The sequence below is a fragment of the Hymenobacter sp. IS2118 genome (assembly GCF_000715495.1).
GTDB lineage: Bacteria > Bacteroidota > Bacteroidia > Cytophagales > Hymenobacteraceae > Hymenobacter.
Genome location: NZ_JNLX01000124.1, coordinates 1 through 14,475 on the forward strand (window position 1 = coordinate 1; position 14,475 = coordinate 14,475).

Genomic DNA, 14,475 nt, shown 5'->3' on the forward strand with positions numbered 1-14,475 from the left:
TTTTTTGCCATCTACTATATTTTGGTTACGGGGATGCAGTGGAAGGCCTTGCCGCGGTGCTTGGGGGCAACCTCCACGGTCCATGACCGGTTCCAGCAGTGGGCCCAGGCTGGCGTTTTTAAGCGGCTTTGGACCAGCGGCTTGGTGCAGTTACAGGCCGAAGGCCGCCTGGATTGGGACTGGCAGTGTCTGGATGCCTGCCAGACCAAGGCCCCGCTTGGCGGCGAGGCCGTCGGCCCCAACCCGACGGACCGGGGCAAGGGCGGCGTCAAACGCCACGTGCTGACCGAGGCTCAGGGCTTGCCCGTCGGCGTGGCCGTGACCGGAGCCAACGTCCACGAAGTGACGCAAGTACAGGCCGTACTCGATTCGATGCCCGTGCTGCCCCCACCGGCCGAAGGCGATTTCGCCCCCGGTTTCTGCGCCGACAAGGGCTACGACGCCGAGGCCATTCGGCGCCTACTGGCCCAGTGGGGCTACCGGGTGCACATCCTGAGCCGGGGAGAGGAAGCCGACAAATGCCGCACCCCCGGCTACCGCGCCCGTCGCTGGGTCGTCGAGCGCACCCACGCCTGGTTCCACCGTTTCCGCCGCCTGCTCATCCGCTGGGAAAAGAAAGTCGCCAACTACGAAGCCCTCCTCCACCTGGCTTGCGCAAACACCGTCTGGCGACACTCCCTCCTATTTTTCGGATAGGCTCTTAACGGCCTGCGGGTTGACCAATACCTGAACCACGTCGAGGGCATTGCCCGCCATAACTTCACCGGCATGACGCGCTCCGTGATTGAGGAGCGGCCCACGCGCTTCGCCGAAATCGACGTGTTTTCGCGCTTGATTATGGACCGCATTATTTTCCTGGGCCAGGCCGTGGACGACCCCATTGCCAACATCATCAACGCTCAGCTGCTGTTTCTGGAATCGGCCGACGCCCGCAAGGACATTCTGCTCTACATCAACTCGCCGGGCGGTGGGGTGTACGCCGGCCTGGGCATTTTCGACACCATGCAGTATGTGCAACCCGACGTGGCCACCATCTGCACCGGCCTCGCCGCCTCGATGGGCGCTTTCCTGCTCTGCGGCGGCGCCCTGGGCAAACGCTCGGCCCTGCCCCACGCCCGCGTCATGATTCATCAGCCCTCGGGCGGCGTGCAGGGCCCTTCGGCCGACATTGAAATCACGGCCCGCGAAGTGGTAAAGCTCCGCCAGGAACTGTATCAGATTTACGCGGAGCGCACCGGCAAAACCTACCAGCAAATCCACAACGATTCGGACCGCGACAACTGGATGCGGGCCGACGAAGCGAAGGAGTACGGGCTGATTGACGAGGTACTCACGCGCCCGGCGGCGACCTGAGAGGCAGGTTTATCAAACGCCATTACGCCCTTTTGGCTGCACCAACGTTGGTTTTGCACTTAGCTTTACGGAACTGTTCCACTGCAAAACCCGCCCGTTCACTTAATGCGTCTTCTGTCTTATCACCGCCTGTTCCTGCTCCTTTTTTTCGGACTGACCCTGCCCCTATTGAACGCTACCGCGCAGGCGCTGCGAACGGCCGACGGCCTCACCTATCATCCGGTCAGAACCATAGCCCCGGCCGACCCGGACCTGGCCGATTTGGCGTTTTTGAAACAGGAGATTGGCGCGGCGCGGGTGGTGTTTCTGGGCGAGCCCACGCACGGCGAGGGCAACGTGTTTGAGGCTAAAACGCGGCTCGTGCGCTTTTTGCGGCAGCAGGGCTTTGGCACCGTGGCGTTCGAGAGCGGTTTCTACGAAGTGGCGCGGGCGCAGCAGGACATCGAAGCCGGCCAGAATCCCGCCACTTGCCTCAACAAAAGCCTGTTTCCCATCTGGACGCACAGCCGCGAGTTTCAGCCGCTGACAGCGCTGGTGGGCAAGGGCCAACTAAAAGTGGCCGGTTTCGACCCGCAGCTGAGCGGCGAGTACGGCGAGGAAATGATGGAAGACCTGCAGGCCTTTCTGGGCAGCAAGCAATCGGAGGCAGTGCCCTTCGACTATCTGGAGGAAGTTATTGACGCAATGGGACGCTACTACACGTTTCCGCCCACGCACCAGTACGCGCTGTTCAACCTGGCCATCGGCAAGGCCACCAAGCAGCTGCGCCAGGTGGCCACCGCCGAGCCGGGCCGCCGGAGCCGGGCCGAATTCTGGCTGCAAACCCTGGCCAGCCTCAACGCCCTGGCCCGCGATTACGCCCGCAACGACCCCGGCGCTAAAGGTCCCGAAGGTTTCAAAGCCTCGGACAGCAACGTGCGCGACCAGCTGATGGCTGACAACCTGCTCTGGTACCTGCGCCAGCACCCCACCGAAAAAGTGATTTGCTGGGGCGCCACCGGCCACTTCGCTGGACCTTTAAAGGGCCTGCAAAATGATGAATTGCAGGATTTTCGTCCGATGGGCTCGTTGGTGAAAGCGGCTTTGCCCGCCGGGCAGGTGTACTTGTTGGGTACGGCTACGGCCGGCGGCATCTATGGCAATGTACACGGCCCGCGCAAGCCCGTGCCCACGCCCGCCCCCGGCAGCCTGGAAGCGCAGCTGGACGCCGTGGGCCCGGAGTACCTGTTCGTGCCCATGCGGCAGCCGGCCCTGGCCAACGTTACCGCCAGCCTGTTTGAGTACCAGCCCCTGGCCGGCAACTGGACGCAGGTGCTCGACGGGCTGCTGTTTCTGAAAACCGTGCGCCCGCCCGAATACGCCGAGCAGGACCTGCCGCCCACGCTCCGCGACTCGCTACGACTGGCCAAAACCAGCAGCGGCACCCTTGCCGGCGACGCCCAACGCCGCCTCACGGTGCGGGCCGCTGGCTCGGGCCCGGCTGCCGGCCAGCTGCGCGGCGTGGTGCTCGATGAGAAAACCAGAGCGGCGGTGCCCTTTGCCAGCGTGTATTTGCAGCGGCAGGGCGTGGGCCTCACCACCAACATCAAGGGCGAATTTGAGTTGCCCCGGCCGGCCGGGCCCGATTCGCTGGTGGCTACTTGCCTGGGGTTTGGCCAGCAGGCGCTGGCCGTGGGTACGCAGTCCTACCTCACGGTACTGCTGCCCCCGCAGGCCTACGCGCTGGCCGAAGTAACGGTAAAGGGCGAAAGCCTGGACCCGCGCAAAATCATGGCCCGCGTCATTAAACAGCTGCCTCAGAACTACACGCAGCGGGACTACAACGCCGACGTGTACGCCCGCGCCTCATCTACCAACTTCGACTCGCTGCTCTACGACGTGGAGTATTTCAGCACCTTTTACGATGCCCAGGGCTACCGCTCGGTGGGCAGCGGCGCCTCGCGGCTGGAGGAAGTGAAATGGAACAAGGAGCCCAACCGCAGCGGCGACTGGGGCGACTACCATTTTGCCCATTCCGCCTACTTCGCCAACTTCGTGGATTTGGTGGACCAGAACCCGATTTTTCAGGCCCGCACCCTGAAAAAGTACACGTACTCGCTGGCGTCCGTCATCCAGGACCAGGGCCGCGAAACGCTGGTGATTGACTTCGTGGCCAAAAAGAAAAACCGCCGCACCACGGGCGACTATTTCGACCAAGGCTACTCGGGCAAGCTCTACATCAACCGCGCCGACTATGCCGTGACGCGCTGCGACGTGGAGTGGCAGCGCGACACGGTGCTGCTTAACGAAATGACGCGCAAGTACTTTGCCCGCGGCGGCACGGTGGCCAGCAGGTGGCACCACCTGCACGACGACTACCGCATCCGCCAGAGCATGACCTACCAGCAGCCGCAGCCCGGCGGCCCGTACTTCCTCGACCGCAGCATCCAAACCTGGATTGAAAGGCACCGGGACCTGGCCACCGGCCGGCGCATGGAGAAGCTTTCGGTGCAAAGCCTACAGTTTGCCAACATCCGCACCACCGGCGTGGAGGTGCTGCCCGAGCGTCCGCCCGCCGCCACCATGCTGCTCAAGGGCCGGCCGTTTCACGAGGAGTTCTGGCGCACCCACCAGCGCCCCGACGGCGCGGCGGTCACCCCGCAAATGAAAGCGCCGGCCCGCTAAGCAGGCCGGCGCTCGCGCGTGGCTTAGTTTGGGCTTGGTTGCCCGTCGGGACCGGGCGCCTACTCGGCGGCCGGGTACCAGTTGCGCAGCCGAACGTCGATTTTCTTGTTCGCCGCGTTCACGGTTTTCTTGAAGCCGTCCACGTCGCTCAGGCCGTTTTGGCCGCGGTAGTGATAAGGGTACACGATGCCCGGCTTGAAGGCCAGCACGCCCTGGGCGGCCTGCGGTGCGTCCATGGTGTAGGGCAGGTTCATGCACACAAACGCCACGTCGATGCCTTTGAGGGCGCGCATTTCGGCCACGTCTTCGGTGTCGCCGGACAGGTACACTTTTTTGCCGCCCAGTTCCAGCACGTAGCCGTTGCCCCGGCCTTTGGTGTGCGGCGCGTCGGGCGCTTCGGGCAGGTTGTACATGGCAATGGCCGAAACCTTCATCCCCAAAGTATCAAGCTTCTGGCCGTTGCTGATAACGCGGGCCTGGGCCCGGTACTCGGCCGGCAGCTTGTCGGCCACGGCCTGGGGCACCAGCATCAGGGCCTTGCCCACGGCGAGGCTGGCCAGGGTTTTGGGGTCCAGGTGGTCGCCGTGAATGTCGGTGATGAGGATGACGTCGGGGGCGGCCAGGCCGGCGTAGCCCGCCGCGCCGCCGTAGGGGTCCACATAAATGGTTTTGCCGTTCCACGTCAGCACCACGCTGCCGTGCGTGATGGGCTGCACCGTGAGCGGGCCTTTTTTGGTAGCAATCTGGTCGGCGGCAGCACGCAGCGGAGTGGCGTGCTGGGTCTGGGCCTGGGCCGAAATGGTGAAAGCAGCCAGCGTGGCCGCGAGAAGAAGGGTGGATTTCATCGGTTTTATACCTGTTAAGTAATTAGACTTGTTCCCGAATAAGCAGAAATGAAAAAAGCGAGTCATGCTGAGCGCAGCCGAAGCATCTCTACCGCGCAACTAATCCAATCGACTCAACGAAGCGGTAGAGATGCTTCGGCAAGCTCAGCATGACCGTCGATTTTATACTTTTTTTTGTATTTTTTATACTTTTTTTTGTATTTAGGAACAAGTCTATTATCTATCGGATTTCCCCGTAGCGTGCCCTTGTTGAAGCAGCTGCTGCCAAAAACCGGGACCATAACACGCCCGCCCGGCACAAGTTCAGGGCCGCGTCCGGGCCGGCAGCCACGGGCCGGTGGCACGCTGGGTTGGGCGCCATTTGCCGGGCCCGCGCTACATTTCGCCATGCAAGCCGCTCCCACCACGAAAGCCTCCGTTTTTTCCGCCGCCGTCATCGTAGCCGCGCTAGGCTATTTTGTCGATATCTACGACCTGATTCTCTTCAGCATCGTGCGGGTTCAGAGCCTCAAAGAGCTGGGCATTACCGATGCGGCCGAGGTCACGAACCAGGGCTTGTTCCTGATAAACATGCAGATGGGTGGCATGCTGGTCGGCGGCATCCTGTGGGGCATATTGGGCGATAAGCGCGGGCGGCTGTCGGTGCTCTTCGGCTCGATTCTAATGTATTCGCTGGCCAACCTGGCCAACGGCTTCGTGACTTCGGTAGAGCAGTACGCCTGGCTGCGGCTCATTGCCGGCATCGGGCTGGCCGGCGAGCTGGGCGCGGGCATCACGCTGGTGAGCGAAAGCCTGCCCAAAGAAAAGCGCGGCTACGGCACCATGATAGTGGCCACCGTGGGCGTGAGCGGCGCCATGCTGGGCTACTGGGTAGGCGAGGCGCTGGGCTGGCGCAATGCCTATTTCGTGGGCGGCGGACTGGGCCTGGCGCTGCTGCTGCTGCGCGTGAGCGTGTTCGAGTCGGGCATGTTCCAGCAGGTGCAGGCCCAAACGGATGTGGTGCGCGGCAACTTTCTGGCCTTGTTCACTAACCGCGCCCGCTTCGGCAAGTACCTGCGCGTGCTGCTCATTGGCGTGCCGCTGTGGTTTGTAGTGGGCATTCTCGTCACGCTGGCGCCGGAGTTCGGGCGCGTGTTGGGCCTCACGGGCGAGGTCACGGCCGGGCTGGCAGTGTTCTGGTGCTATTTTGGGCTGGTGTTCGGCGATTTTATCAGCGGGGCGCTTAGCCAGCTGTGGCACTCGCGCAACAAGGCGCTGCTGGTGTTTCTGGCCTTTTGCGCCGGCATGGTGGCGGTTTATTTATTTGCCATCGAAGGCGCTACGCCCACGGTTTTCTACGCCGTGTGCTTCGTGCTGGGCGTTTCGGTGGGGTTCTGGGCGCTGTTTGTGACGGTGGCGGCCGAGCAGTTCGGTACCAACCTGCGGGCCACGGTAGCTACCACGGCGCCCAATTTCGCCCGCGGCTCGGTGGTGCTGCTGGTGCCGGCCTTCAAATACCTGAGCGGGCAGCTGGGTTTTGTGCCCGGCGCGGCCATTCTGGGCGGGGTGTCGCTGGCCGTGGCCTTCTGGGCCGTGAGCACCCTGCCCGAGAGCTACGGCAAAGACCTGGACTACGTGGAGGAATAGCCATTGCCGGACCTCTGCGGGCCTCCGCGCTTTACCTCCACGAACCTCCGCGAGAAACAACCATGCGTAAGTCCTGTAAAAGCAAAACCCTCTGAAAACCTTGCTGAAAGCGCAACGTACACGGCCTACACTTAACGGGTTAACCCAACCCTTCCCATGAAAAGACTCATTGGTTTTCTGGCCATTATGGCTGCCACGTCCTTCGCGGCCCAGGCCCAAACCACTCCCCTATCCACCGACCCTTCCACCGTGCCCCTCACGGCCGAGCAGCAACGTATGCGTGCCGACGAGGCCAAGGCTGCCTACGAGCAGCAGAAAAGCCAAACCAGCAGCAGCGACCAGGCCGTGCGTGACAGCCGCAACCAGCTCAACGATACCAACAACCAGCAAAAAGACCTGAAAAAGCAGCTCAAGGAGCAGCGCCAGCAGGAAAAAGCGCAGAAGCAGCAGCTTAAGGAACAGCGCACCCAGGCCAAGGAAGCCAAGAAGCTGGAAAAAGCCGCCCGCGACCAGGCCAAAGCCGAAAAGAAGCGCGCCAAAGCCATGAAGTAACGAATCCCGCTCGTTAGCGTTTACAAAAAACTCCGGCCCTGGTCGGAGTTTTTTATTGCTTTTTTGGCCCACCGCGCCTGCTTTCACGCCCTCTTCTAACCCCCTGATTTCTATGGCTAAGCCTACTAAAAACACCATGATGTTTTACCCGTGGCACCATTTTGTGCTGCTACCGCTGGCCCTGCTCATGGCCGGCTACACCATTTTACGCTACACTAAAGTGGCCGGCGACGACGACCAGATTGCGCGGCTCTGGTTTAGCGTGGCGGCCCTGGCGGTTATCGGTTTCGGCGTGCTCCTGATGCTGCGCCAGCATTACGCCCTGCAGTTGCAGGACCGCATTTGCCGGCTCGAAGTACGCCAGCGGTATTTCGAGGTGAGCGGCCAGCGCTTTGCCCCGCTCGAAGCGCAGCTCAGCCTCAGCCAGATTCTCAGCCTGCGCCTGGCCGGCGACGCTGAACTGCCCGCCCTGGCCCAAGCCGCCGCCGCCGACAAGCTTTCGTCCAAGGACATTCAGGCCCGCATCACCGATTTCCAGTTCGATGCCATGCGCGTCTGAGAAGCGTGACTGAGTGGCGGAGTGACTGAGTAGCGGAATAACTGAGTGACTTCTCAATGTAGACTTCCCTTACTCAGTCACTCAGTCCACTCAGTCACTCAGCCACTCCCCCACTCAGTTACTCTCTCACTCAGTCACTCTCATATGATTCTCTACAACGTCACCAGCAGCATTGAGCCCACCGTGGCCGACCAATGGCTCGACTACATGCGCACCACCCACATGCCCGAGGTAATGGAAACCGGGTTTTTCATCAAAAGCCAGCTCTGCCGGCTGCTCAACGAGGAAGAAGACGGCATCACCTATGCTGCTCAGTATTATTGCCTTAGCCTGGAGCAGCTGGAAGAGTACCAGACCATCTGCGCGCCTGCCCTGCGCGCCGACATGGAGAAGCATTTCGCCGGCAAGTACGCCTCCTTCCGCACCGTGCTGGAAGTGCTGGAATAGGACCCGTTTTTACGGGCCCGACGGGGCACGAAAACGGCCCTGGTGCTGTTGAAAAAGCACTCTATGAAAAATATTATCTTCTTCGGCGACAGCCTCACCGCCGGCCACGGCTTGCCGGCGGCCGCCAGCTTTCCCGCCCTCATTCAGCGCCGGGTCGACGGGCAGACGCTTCCTTACAAGGCCTATAACTACGGGGTGAGCGGCGAAACCAGCGCCGGCGGGCGGCAGCGTCTGGCCACGGTACTGGCCCGGCACGCCGTCGATGTTTTCGTGCTGGCCCTGGGTGCCAACGACGGCATTCGGAGCATCGCAGTGCGCGAAACCTCCCACAACCTCCAATTCATCATCGACGCGGTGCGTCGCCAGTTTCCGGCCGCACAAATTGTGCTGGCCGGCCTGGAGTTCCCCTTCGACCTGGGCCCGCTGGGCGGCCACCGCCTGGCCCATTACGCTACCGAGTTCAAGGCCCTGTTCCGCACGTTGGCCGATAGCAACGGCCTGCCCTTCGTGCCCTTCCTGCTGCAAGGCGTGCTCGGCCGCCGCGAACTCAACCTCGCCGATGGCGTGCATCCCAACGCAGCTGGCCAGCAAATTCTGGCCGAAAACGTATGGCAAATTCTGGGGCCGCTGCTGGCAGCCGTACCGCATTCCGGCAATTGAATAGATTTTGGCGCAGCCAATGGGTTAAGTAGTCGAGCAAAAGCAACCGTGTTCAATTTGGTCATGCCGAGCGCAGCCGAGGCATCTCGCTCGCCCCGCTCAACGAAGCGAGCGAGATGCCTCGGCTGCGCTCGGCATAACATACGGGAAAATACGGTTACGTTTGCGCTAACAGCTAACAGCTAACAGCTAACAGCTAAAACAAACTTCCCTGCACCGGCTGAGGGATGATGAAGGGTGGCGGCACGGCGATACCCGTCAGCGCGCGCATTTTGTCCAGGAAGTAGGTGGCGAGGATGGGGGCGTGGCGCACATCTTTCTGGTGAATGAAGAAATAGATTTCGTGGATGCCCTGCGCCACCCAGGCGGCCAGACGCTCGGCCCAGGCATCGGCGCGCTGATAGTCGGTGCTGTGCAGGCCGTGGCCGTTGAAGCGGATGAAGGCCACGGGCGTGGTCAGGCGCAGGGGCAGCACGTCGCGCCGACCGGCCACGTCGGTTATCACCAGCGTTTTATTCAGCGCTTCGAAAGTGGCAAACACGGCGTCGGCCAGCACCCGGTCGGCAAACCAGCGGGGGTGGCGCAGCTCCACGGCCAGCGGCACGGTTTCGGGGAAATCGAGCAGGAAGCGCTCCAGGCGCGGCAGGTGCTCGGGGCCAAAGTGCGGCGGTAGCTGCAAAAAAGCCCAGCCCAGGTTTTCGCCCAGGCTTTCGTAGGCGCGGGCCATGGGCACCACCAGGTCATCGGCCTGAAACAGCTCCCGCTCGTGGCTGATGCTGCGCGGCAGCTTGGGGCAAAACTTAAAACCGGGCCCCACGGCCGCGCGCCAGCGGCGCACCGTGCCCGCGTCGGGAATGCGGTAGTGCGTGGTATTCAGCTCGATGCTGTTGAACTGCTGCGCGTAGTAGTGCAGGTAGTCGGGTTCCTTGATGCCGGCCGGAAAGTAAGTACCCAGCCATTCCTTGTTGGTCCAGATGGGGCAGCCCACGCGCAGGCCGGCCGGGGCGGGCTGGGTAGCGCGGGCCCGCGCCAGCACCCGGGCCGTTTCGGGGTGGTCGGGCGGCAGCCGAAAATCAACGTAGCGCAAGTCGGGCAGGCGGCCGAAATCCATGCCGCAAAGGTAGGGCCGCTCCGCCCGCCCGCCGAATTCTTATTCGCTCCTTACTCCGCAAATACCATGTCGATGCACAGGGCCGCCGCCACAATCATGGCCCGAATGGGGTCGGTGGCCGGCACAGTGGGCTCGATGCTGATGACGTAGTTGTCGGCCGACGTAAACAGCTCCTTGCCCAGGCCCATCCACTTTTTAGTTACCAGTGCAATCTGTTCACCGTCGCGCAGAAACCGGTAGTCGAAGCTGATTATTTTGCCTTCTACCGAGCAGATTACTTGCTCGTTGGTGTCGAGCACGTCGAGCTTGCCGCCCAGGCTCAGCAGGTGCTGCCGAAACGAGCCCACCAGCGCCTGGCGACTATCAAATACCTGCACCGTGGAGCGAAAAAATGAGATACCCCGCGTGAGGCGCAGCACTTCCTGCCCCACCCCATCCCGCACCTCAATATCGAATGGGGTTTGGGTTTTGTACTTCGTGAACCGGAACATTTTTGTGAAAAAGCCCAGATTGGGCTCCCGGCACTCCAGCAGCGGCTGCTGCGATTCCAGGTCCAGAATGTCGTAGCTGTTGGCCGCTTTGAACATGCCGACGTGCTCTTTAACCAGAAATTGATTTTTAGTAAGAATGGGGTTCATCTGAGAATGCGCTACTGTGGTGAGTAAGCTACAAGTATAGCGCTGTTCAGGGCCACGGGGCCGGGCCGAATAGGTTCAGCTGCGGCGGCCCTCGTAAATTTCGCTCCGGCAGTCCCGTTGGCTGCGTCTTCGCGCCCAACGGGGCAGCCCGCATCACCTGACTTCAAACATGAAAGTATTACTAGTAGAAGACGACCCGCAGGTGGCTTCGTTTGTGAAGAAAGGCTTTGAGCACGAGGGCTACGAACTGACCGTGGCCTACGACGGCCGCGCGGGCTGGTCGCTCTACCAGCGGCAGCCCTACGACATGGTGATTCTGGACGTGAACCTGCCCTACCTCGACGGCGTGGCGCTGTGCCAGCTCATTCGGGGGGGGCAGCAGCGGGTGCCCGTCCTGCTGCTCACGGCCCTCGACAGCCTGGCCGACAAGGAAGCCGGCTTCGCGGCCGGGGCCGACGACTACCTCGTGAAACCCTTTGCCTTTCGCGAGCTGCTGCTGCGGGTGCGAGCCCTCACCAAGCGCTACGCCGAAACCAGCACTCCCCACCAGCTGCGCCTCGCCGATTTGGAGCTGAACCTGGACGCCAAGATTGTGACCCGCGCCGGGCAGCGCATCGACCTCACCACCCGCGAGTACTCGCTGCTCGAACACCTGCTGCTCAACCAGGGCCGCATCGTGTCGCGCGTGGACATTGCCGAGCGGGTGTGGGAAGTGGATTTCGACACCACCACCAACATCATCGACGTATACATCGGCTACCTGCGCAAGAAAATTGACCGCAATTTCACGCCCAAGCTCATCCACACCGTAGTGGGCATGGGCTACGTAATGCGGGCGGAGTGAGGGTTGTTAGGGTAGGAGGGTTTGGGTTTTTAGGGTAGGAGGGTTTGGGGGTAGGAGGGTAGGAGTTTCTTGGGCAGGAGAATATTTGCCTAAAAATTCCTACCCTCTTCCCCCCAAACCCTCCTACCCCCAAACCCTCCTACCCTCCTACCCCCAAACCCTCCTACCCTCCTACCCCCAAAAACCCTCCTACCCTATAGAATGCTGATTCGCCACAAACTGATGCTACGCTTTACCCTACTGGTGCTGGGCATTCAGCTGGGGCTTTCGGGGTTTGTGTACTATTTCAGCGCCAACACGCGGTCCCAGCGGTTCGAGCACCGGCTGGCCAACAGCGCCACGCTGGCCGGCCGCCTGCTGGTGAGCACCCATAAGCTCGAAACCGGCCGACTGGGCAGCCTGCACCGGGGCGACCTGCTCACGCTGCCCGGCGAGGAAATCAGCATCTACGGGCCCGACAATGCCCTGCGCTACAGCAGCGCCGACCACATCAACCAATCGATTAACCTGGCCCGGTTGGCCGACATTGGGCCGGGCCAGCAGGTGCGCTACGCGGCCGAGGGCCGCCGCGAAACCATCGGGCTGGCATTTCCGCAGGAAGCAAAGGCCAACTATTACCGCATCGTGGTATCGGCCGAGGACCGGGTGGGGCAGCGGCAGCAGCAGCAGCTGGGCCTGCTGCTGCTGCTGGCCAATGTGGGCGCCCTGCTGCTGACCATTGCGGCCGGGTGGTTTTTTGCCGGAGCGGCGCTGCGGCCCGTCACCCGCATCAGCCGGCAGGCCGAGCGCATTTCGGCGGCCAATCTGGGCCGCCGGCTGTCCGAAGGCAATGGGCGCGACGAGCTGGCCCAGCTGGCCCAAACGTTCAATACCATGCTGGGCGGGTTGGAACAGGCTTTTGAAGCGCAACGCAGCTTCTTGTCGCACGCCTCGCACGAGCTACGCACGCCCCTCACCGGCCTCGTCGGCACCCTGGAAACAGCCCTGGAATATGACGCCACCTTGCCCGCGGCCCGCCAGAGCATGGCCGAAAGTCTGGCCGCCGCCCGCCGCCTTGGTGCCCTCACCAACGGCCTGCTGAGCCTGGCGAAAGTAGACGGGGCGTTGCCGGCCTTTGCGCCCGTGCGCCTCGACGAATGCCTGAACCAGGCCCTGGAGCTGGCACGGGCCAAATACCCCGACCGCGAGTGGCGGCTGGCCTTCCAGGCCCTGCCCCCGGAAACCGAAGCTGACCTGTTTACCGTGTCCGGCAACGCCGAGCTGCTGACCACGGCTCTGTTCAACCTGCTCGACAATGCCGGCAAGTACTCCGGCGGCCCGGTGCGCCTGGACGTAGCCTACGCCGATGCCCAAACCCTGCGCGTGGCCGTGGCCGACGATGGCCCCGGCCTGTCGCCCGAGGAGTTGGGGCACATTTTTGAGCCCCTCTACCGCACCGCTAATGCGCTAAGCCGCCCCGGCTACGGCCTGGGCCTGCCCCTGACACAGCGCATCATTCAGCGCCACGGTGGCCGGCTGGCGCTGGCTTCGCTGCCGGGCCAGGGCACCACGGCCACGGTGTGGCTGCCGGCCGCGCCGCTGTAGCTGAATCGGCGGCCTGGACGGGCTTTCTCATCTTTTCTCACACGCTTCTCATCTCGTTCTTAAGTCGGGACAGGTTCTTTGCTGCACGTTCCACTCTGGCGTGCTGCGCCCCGACTGCGATGCTGCGTTCTTTTTTCCGGTCTTTCAATCTGCCGGCCCTGCTGCTGGGCGGGGCACTGCTGCTCTCTTTTGGGCTGAACGTGCTGCTGCTACGCACCCAGGCCGAGGCGATGCCCGACGACGACCACAACGAGCTGGCTTTTACCACTGCTGAGCTGCACCTGGCCCAGCGGCTGCTGCTGCAATGCCAGGACCAGCAGCAGCGTCAGGACAGCCTGCTGGCCCGGCAGGCTGCCACCGTTCCCGTTCCCACGCCCGAGTCCCGCGCTGCTTTTACTTCCACCCAATGAGCCTGTTTCGTTTGCAACCCCGCCCAACTTTCTTTTCCCGGTTCCTGCCGCTGAGCGCGCTGGCCCTGGCCGCGGCACTGAGCGGCTGCTCGGCCGATGGCAAAAACCCCGGTAAAACCGACGCGCCGGATGTGCTGCCGGTGGTCACGCTCAAAGTCTCAGAGCAGGACTTGTTTCACGACTATGTGGCCGACGTTCAGGCGGTGCGCAACGTGGAAGTGCGCGCCCAGGTGGCGGGCTTTCTGGAGCAGATTTTTGTGGATGAGGGCCGGCCGGTGAAAAAGGGCCAGCCCTTGTTCCGGCTGAATGCCAGCGCCTTCCAGAACAGGCTGAGCCAGGCCCGGGCGGCCGTAGCCAGTGCCCGGGCCCAGGCCAGCGCAACCCGCGTGGAGCTGGAGCGCGTGCGGCTACTGGTGCAGAAAAATATCATCGCCAAAACCGAGCTGGCCCTGGTGGCGAGCAAGGTGAAGGATGCTGATGCCCGCGTAGCCGATGCCCGCGCCGGCGAGGCCGCCGCCCGCCTCAGCCTGAGCTACACGCTGGTGCGGGCGCCCTTCGACGGCGTTATCGACCGGATTCCGCTCAAGATGGGCAGCGTGGTGGAGGAAGGCACGCTGCTGACCACCGTCTCGGATTTGCACGAGGTGTACGCCTACTTCAATGTGGGCGAAAGCGAGTATTTGCAGTACGTGAAGGCCCGGCAGAAGCACCCCGAGCGCCACTCCGACTCGGTGCGCCTCACGCTGGCCGACGGCTCGGCCTACCCGCAGATGGGCCACATCGAAACCACCGAGAGCGAGTTCAACCCCAACACCGGCTCGCTGGCCTTCCGGGCGCGCTTTGCCAACCCCAAGCGCATGCTCAAGCACGGCGCGTCGGGCCGCATCCGGCTCACCAACACCCTACCCTCGGCCCTGCTGCTGCCCCAAAAATCGGTGTTCGAGATTCAGGACCAGAACTACGTGTACGTGGTGGACCAGGCCGGCGCGGTGCACATGCGCAGCTTCAAGCCCCAAACCCGCACCGGCAATTTCTACGTGGTGAAAGAGGGCCTGCAAGCCGGCGACCAGGTGGTGTACGAAGGCGTGGCCGGCCTGAAAGACGGCCAGAAAATCACGCCCCGCCCGGTGCAGCTGGATTCCTTATTAGCTGTTAGCCACTAGCTGTCAGCTATTAGCCTCC

General features: G+C 62.6%; 15 protein-coding genes. 12 read left to right on the forward strand and 3 right to left on the reverse strand.

All coding sequences use genetic code 11. From position 1 onward, the window contains the following. The 3 genes from GM79_RS10435 to GM79_RS10445 all read left to right on the forward strand — a co-directional run. The coding region (locus GM79_RS10435) for an IS5 family transposase (protein WP_035561153.1) at positions 1 to 696 on the forward strand (696 nt) is incomplete at its 5' end. A 12-nt stretch (positions 697 to 708) separates the two neighbouring features. Beyond that, on the forward strand, positions 709 to 1,353 hold the full coding sequence (locus GM79_RS10440) for an ATP-dependent Clp protease proteolytic subunit (protein ID WP_051718749.1): 645 nt from the start codon (positions 709 to 711) through the stop codon (positions 1,351 to 1,353). Between the two features lie 105 nt (positions 1,354 to 1,458). After that, entirely contained in the window at positions 1,459 to 4,017 is a 2,559-nt protein-coding gene (locus GM79_RS10445) for an erythromycin esterase family protein (RefSeq protein ID WP_035563356.1), read from the forward strand. 59 nt (positions 4,018 to 4,076) lie between these two features. Here GM79_RS10445 and GM79_RS10450 read toward each other — a convergent pair whose 3' ends face one another. Beyond that, positions 4,077 to 4,862 carry an MBL fold metallo-hydrolase gene (locus tag GM79_RS10450; RefSeq protein WP_035563359.1) on the reverse strand — a complete coding sequence of 262 codons (786 nt, stop codon included), beginning with the start codon at positions 4,860 to 4,862 and terminating at the stop codon, positions 4,077 to 4,079. Positions 4,863 to 5,249: 387 nt separating this feature from the next. Between GM79_RS10450 and GM79_RS10455 the strand changes: the two genes are divergently transcribed. From GM79_RS10455 to GM79_RS10475, 5 genes are all read left to right on the forward strand, one after another. Further along, entirely contained in the window at positions 5,250 to 6,488 is a 1,239-nt protein-coding gene (locus GM79_RS10455; protein WP_035563362.1) for an MFS transporter, read from the forward strand. Positions 6,489 to 6,644: 156 nt separating this feature from the next. Beyond that, the gene (locus tag GM79_RS10460) at positions 6,645 to 7,040 is read left to right on the forward strand and encodes a hypothetical protein (RefSeq protein ID WP_035563365.1); all 396 of its coding nucleotides are present in this window, start codon (positions 6,645 to 6,647) and stop codon (positions 7,038 to 7,040) included. 112 nt (positions 7,041 to 7,152) lie between these two features. Then, a complete protein-coding gene (locus GM79_RS10465; protein ID WP_035563368.1) occupies positions 7,153 to 7,599 on the forward strand; it encodes a DUF6526 family protein in 447 nt (148 codons plus the stop codon). A 144-nt stretch (positions 7,600 to 7,743) separates the two neighbouring features. Continuing rightward, a complete protein-coding gene (locus GM79_RS10470) occupies positions 7,744 to 8,046 on the forward strand; it encodes a DUF4286 family protein (RefSeq protein ID WP_035563370.1) in 303 nt (100 codons plus the stop codon). A gap of 63 nt (positions 8,047 to 8,109) precedes the next feature. Next, the gene (locus GM79_RS10475) at positions 8,110 to 8,706 is read left to right on the forward strand and encodes an arylesterase (protein ID WP_035563409.1); all 597 of its coding nucleotides are present in this window, start codon (positions 8,110 to 8,112) and stop codon (positions 8,704 to 8,706) included. 196 nt (positions 8,707 to 8,902) lie between these two features. Here GM79_RS10475 and GM79_RS10480 read toward each other — a convergent pair whose 3' ends face one another. Both GM79_RS10480 and GM79_RS10485 read right to left on the reverse strand, forming a co-directional pair. Continuing rightward, complete coding sequence (locus GM79_RS10480) at positions 8,903 to 9,817, reverse strand: DUF72 domain-containing protein (RefSeq protein ID WP_035563373.1); 915 nt, start codon at positions 9,815 to 9,817, stop codon at positions 8,903 to 8,905. A 50-nt stretch (positions 9,818 to 9,867) separates the two neighbouring features. After that, positions 9,868 to 10,455: a phospholipid scramblase-related protein gene (locus tag GM79_RS10485; protein WP_035563376.1), complete on the reverse strand. Its 588-nt coding sequence runs from the start codon at positions 10,453 to 10,455 to the stop codon at positions 9,868 to 9,870. Positions 10,456 to 10,624: 169 nt separating this feature from the next. Between GM79_RS10485 and GM79_RS10490 the strand changes: the two genes are divergently transcribed. The 4 genes from GM79_RS10490 (at position 10,625) to GM79_RS10505 (ending at position 14,456) form a co-directional block, all read left to right on the forward strand. Continuing rightward, a complete protein-coding gene (locus GM79_RS10490; RefSeq protein ID WP_035563378.1) occupies positions 10,625 to 11,299 on the forward strand; it encodes a response regulator transcription factor in 675 nt (224 codons plus the stop codon). A gap of 201 nt (positions 11,300 to 11,500) precedes the next feature. Continuing rightward, a complete protein-coding gene (locus GM79_RS10495; protein ID WP_035563381.1) occupies positions 11,501 to 12,883 on the forward strand; it encodes a sensor histidine kinase in 1,383 nt (460 codons plus the stop codon). 119 nt (positions 12,884 to 13,002) lie between these two features. Next, positions 13,003 to 13,293, forward strand: coding sequence for a hypothetical protein (locus GM79_RS10500; protein ID WP_035563383.1), 291 nt, complete (start codon positions 13,003 to 13,005; stop codon positions 13,291 to 13,293). After that, positions 13,290 to 14,456, forward strand: a complete 1,167-nt coding sequence (locus GM79_RS10505) for an efflux RND transporter periplasmic adaptor subunit (RefSeq protein ID WP_081867678.1) — start codon at positions 13,290 to 13,292, stop codon at positions 14,454 to 14,456. Before GM79_RS10500 ends, GM79_RS10505 begins: the two co-directional genes overlap by 4 nt. Positions 14,457 to 14,475: the final 19 nt, after the last annotated feature.

Bases quoted from the DNA above. Each gene is read 5' to 3' on its own strand.
- GM79_RS10460 (WP_035563365.1), top strand. From the start codon at position 6,645: ATGAAAAGACTCATTGGTTTTCTGGCCATTATGGCTGCCACGTCCTTC.
- GM79_RS10480 (WP_035563373.1), bottom strand. From the start codon at position 9,817: ATGGATTTCGGCCGCCTGCCCGACTTGCGCTACGTTGATTTTCGGCTG.
- GM79_RS10445 (WP_035563356.1), top strand. From the start codon at position 1,459: ATGCGTCTTCTGTCTTATCACCGCCTGTTCCTGCTCCTTTTTTTCGGA.
- GM79_RS10485 (WP_035563376.1), bottom strand. From the start codon at position 10,455: ATGAACCCCATTCTTACTAAAAATCAATTTCTGGTTAAAGAGCACGTC.
- GM79_RS10450 (WP_035563359.1), bottom strand. From the start codon at position 4,862: ATGAAATCCACCCTTCTTCTCGCGGCCACGCTGGCTGCTTTCACCATT.
- GM79_RS10475 (WP_035563409.1), top strand. From the start codon at position 8,110: ATGAAAAATATTATCTTCTTCGGCGACAGCCTCACCGCCGGCCACGGC.
- GM79_RS10500 (WP_035563383.1), top strand. From the start codon at position 13,003: ATGCTGCGTTCTTTTTTCCGGTCTTTCAATCTGCCGGCCCTGCTGCTG.
- GM79_RS10470 (WP_035563370.1), top strand. From the start codon at position 7,744: ATGATTCTCTACAACGTCACCAGCAGCATTGAGCCCACCGTGGCCGAC.
- GM79_RS10465 (WP_035563368.1), top strand. From the start codon at position 7,153: ATGGCTAAGCCTACTAAAAACACCATGATGTTTTACCCGTGGCACCAT.
- GM79_RS10495 (WP_035563381.1), top strand. From the start codon at position 11,501: ATGCTGATTCGCCACAAACTGATGCTACGCTTTACCCTACTGGTGCTG.
- GM79_RS10490 (WP_035563378.1), top strand. From the start codon at position 10,625: ATGAAAGTATTACTAGTAGAAGACGACCCGCAGGTGGCTTCGTTTGTG.
- GM79_RS10505 (WP_081867678.1), top strand. From the start codon at position 13,290: ATGAGCCTGTTTCGTTTGCAACCCCGCCCAACTTTCTTTTCCCGGTTC.
- GM79_RS10455 (WP_035563362.1), top strand. From the start codon at position 5,250: ATGCAAGCCGCTCCCACCACGAAAGCCTCCGTTTTTTCCGCCGCCGTC.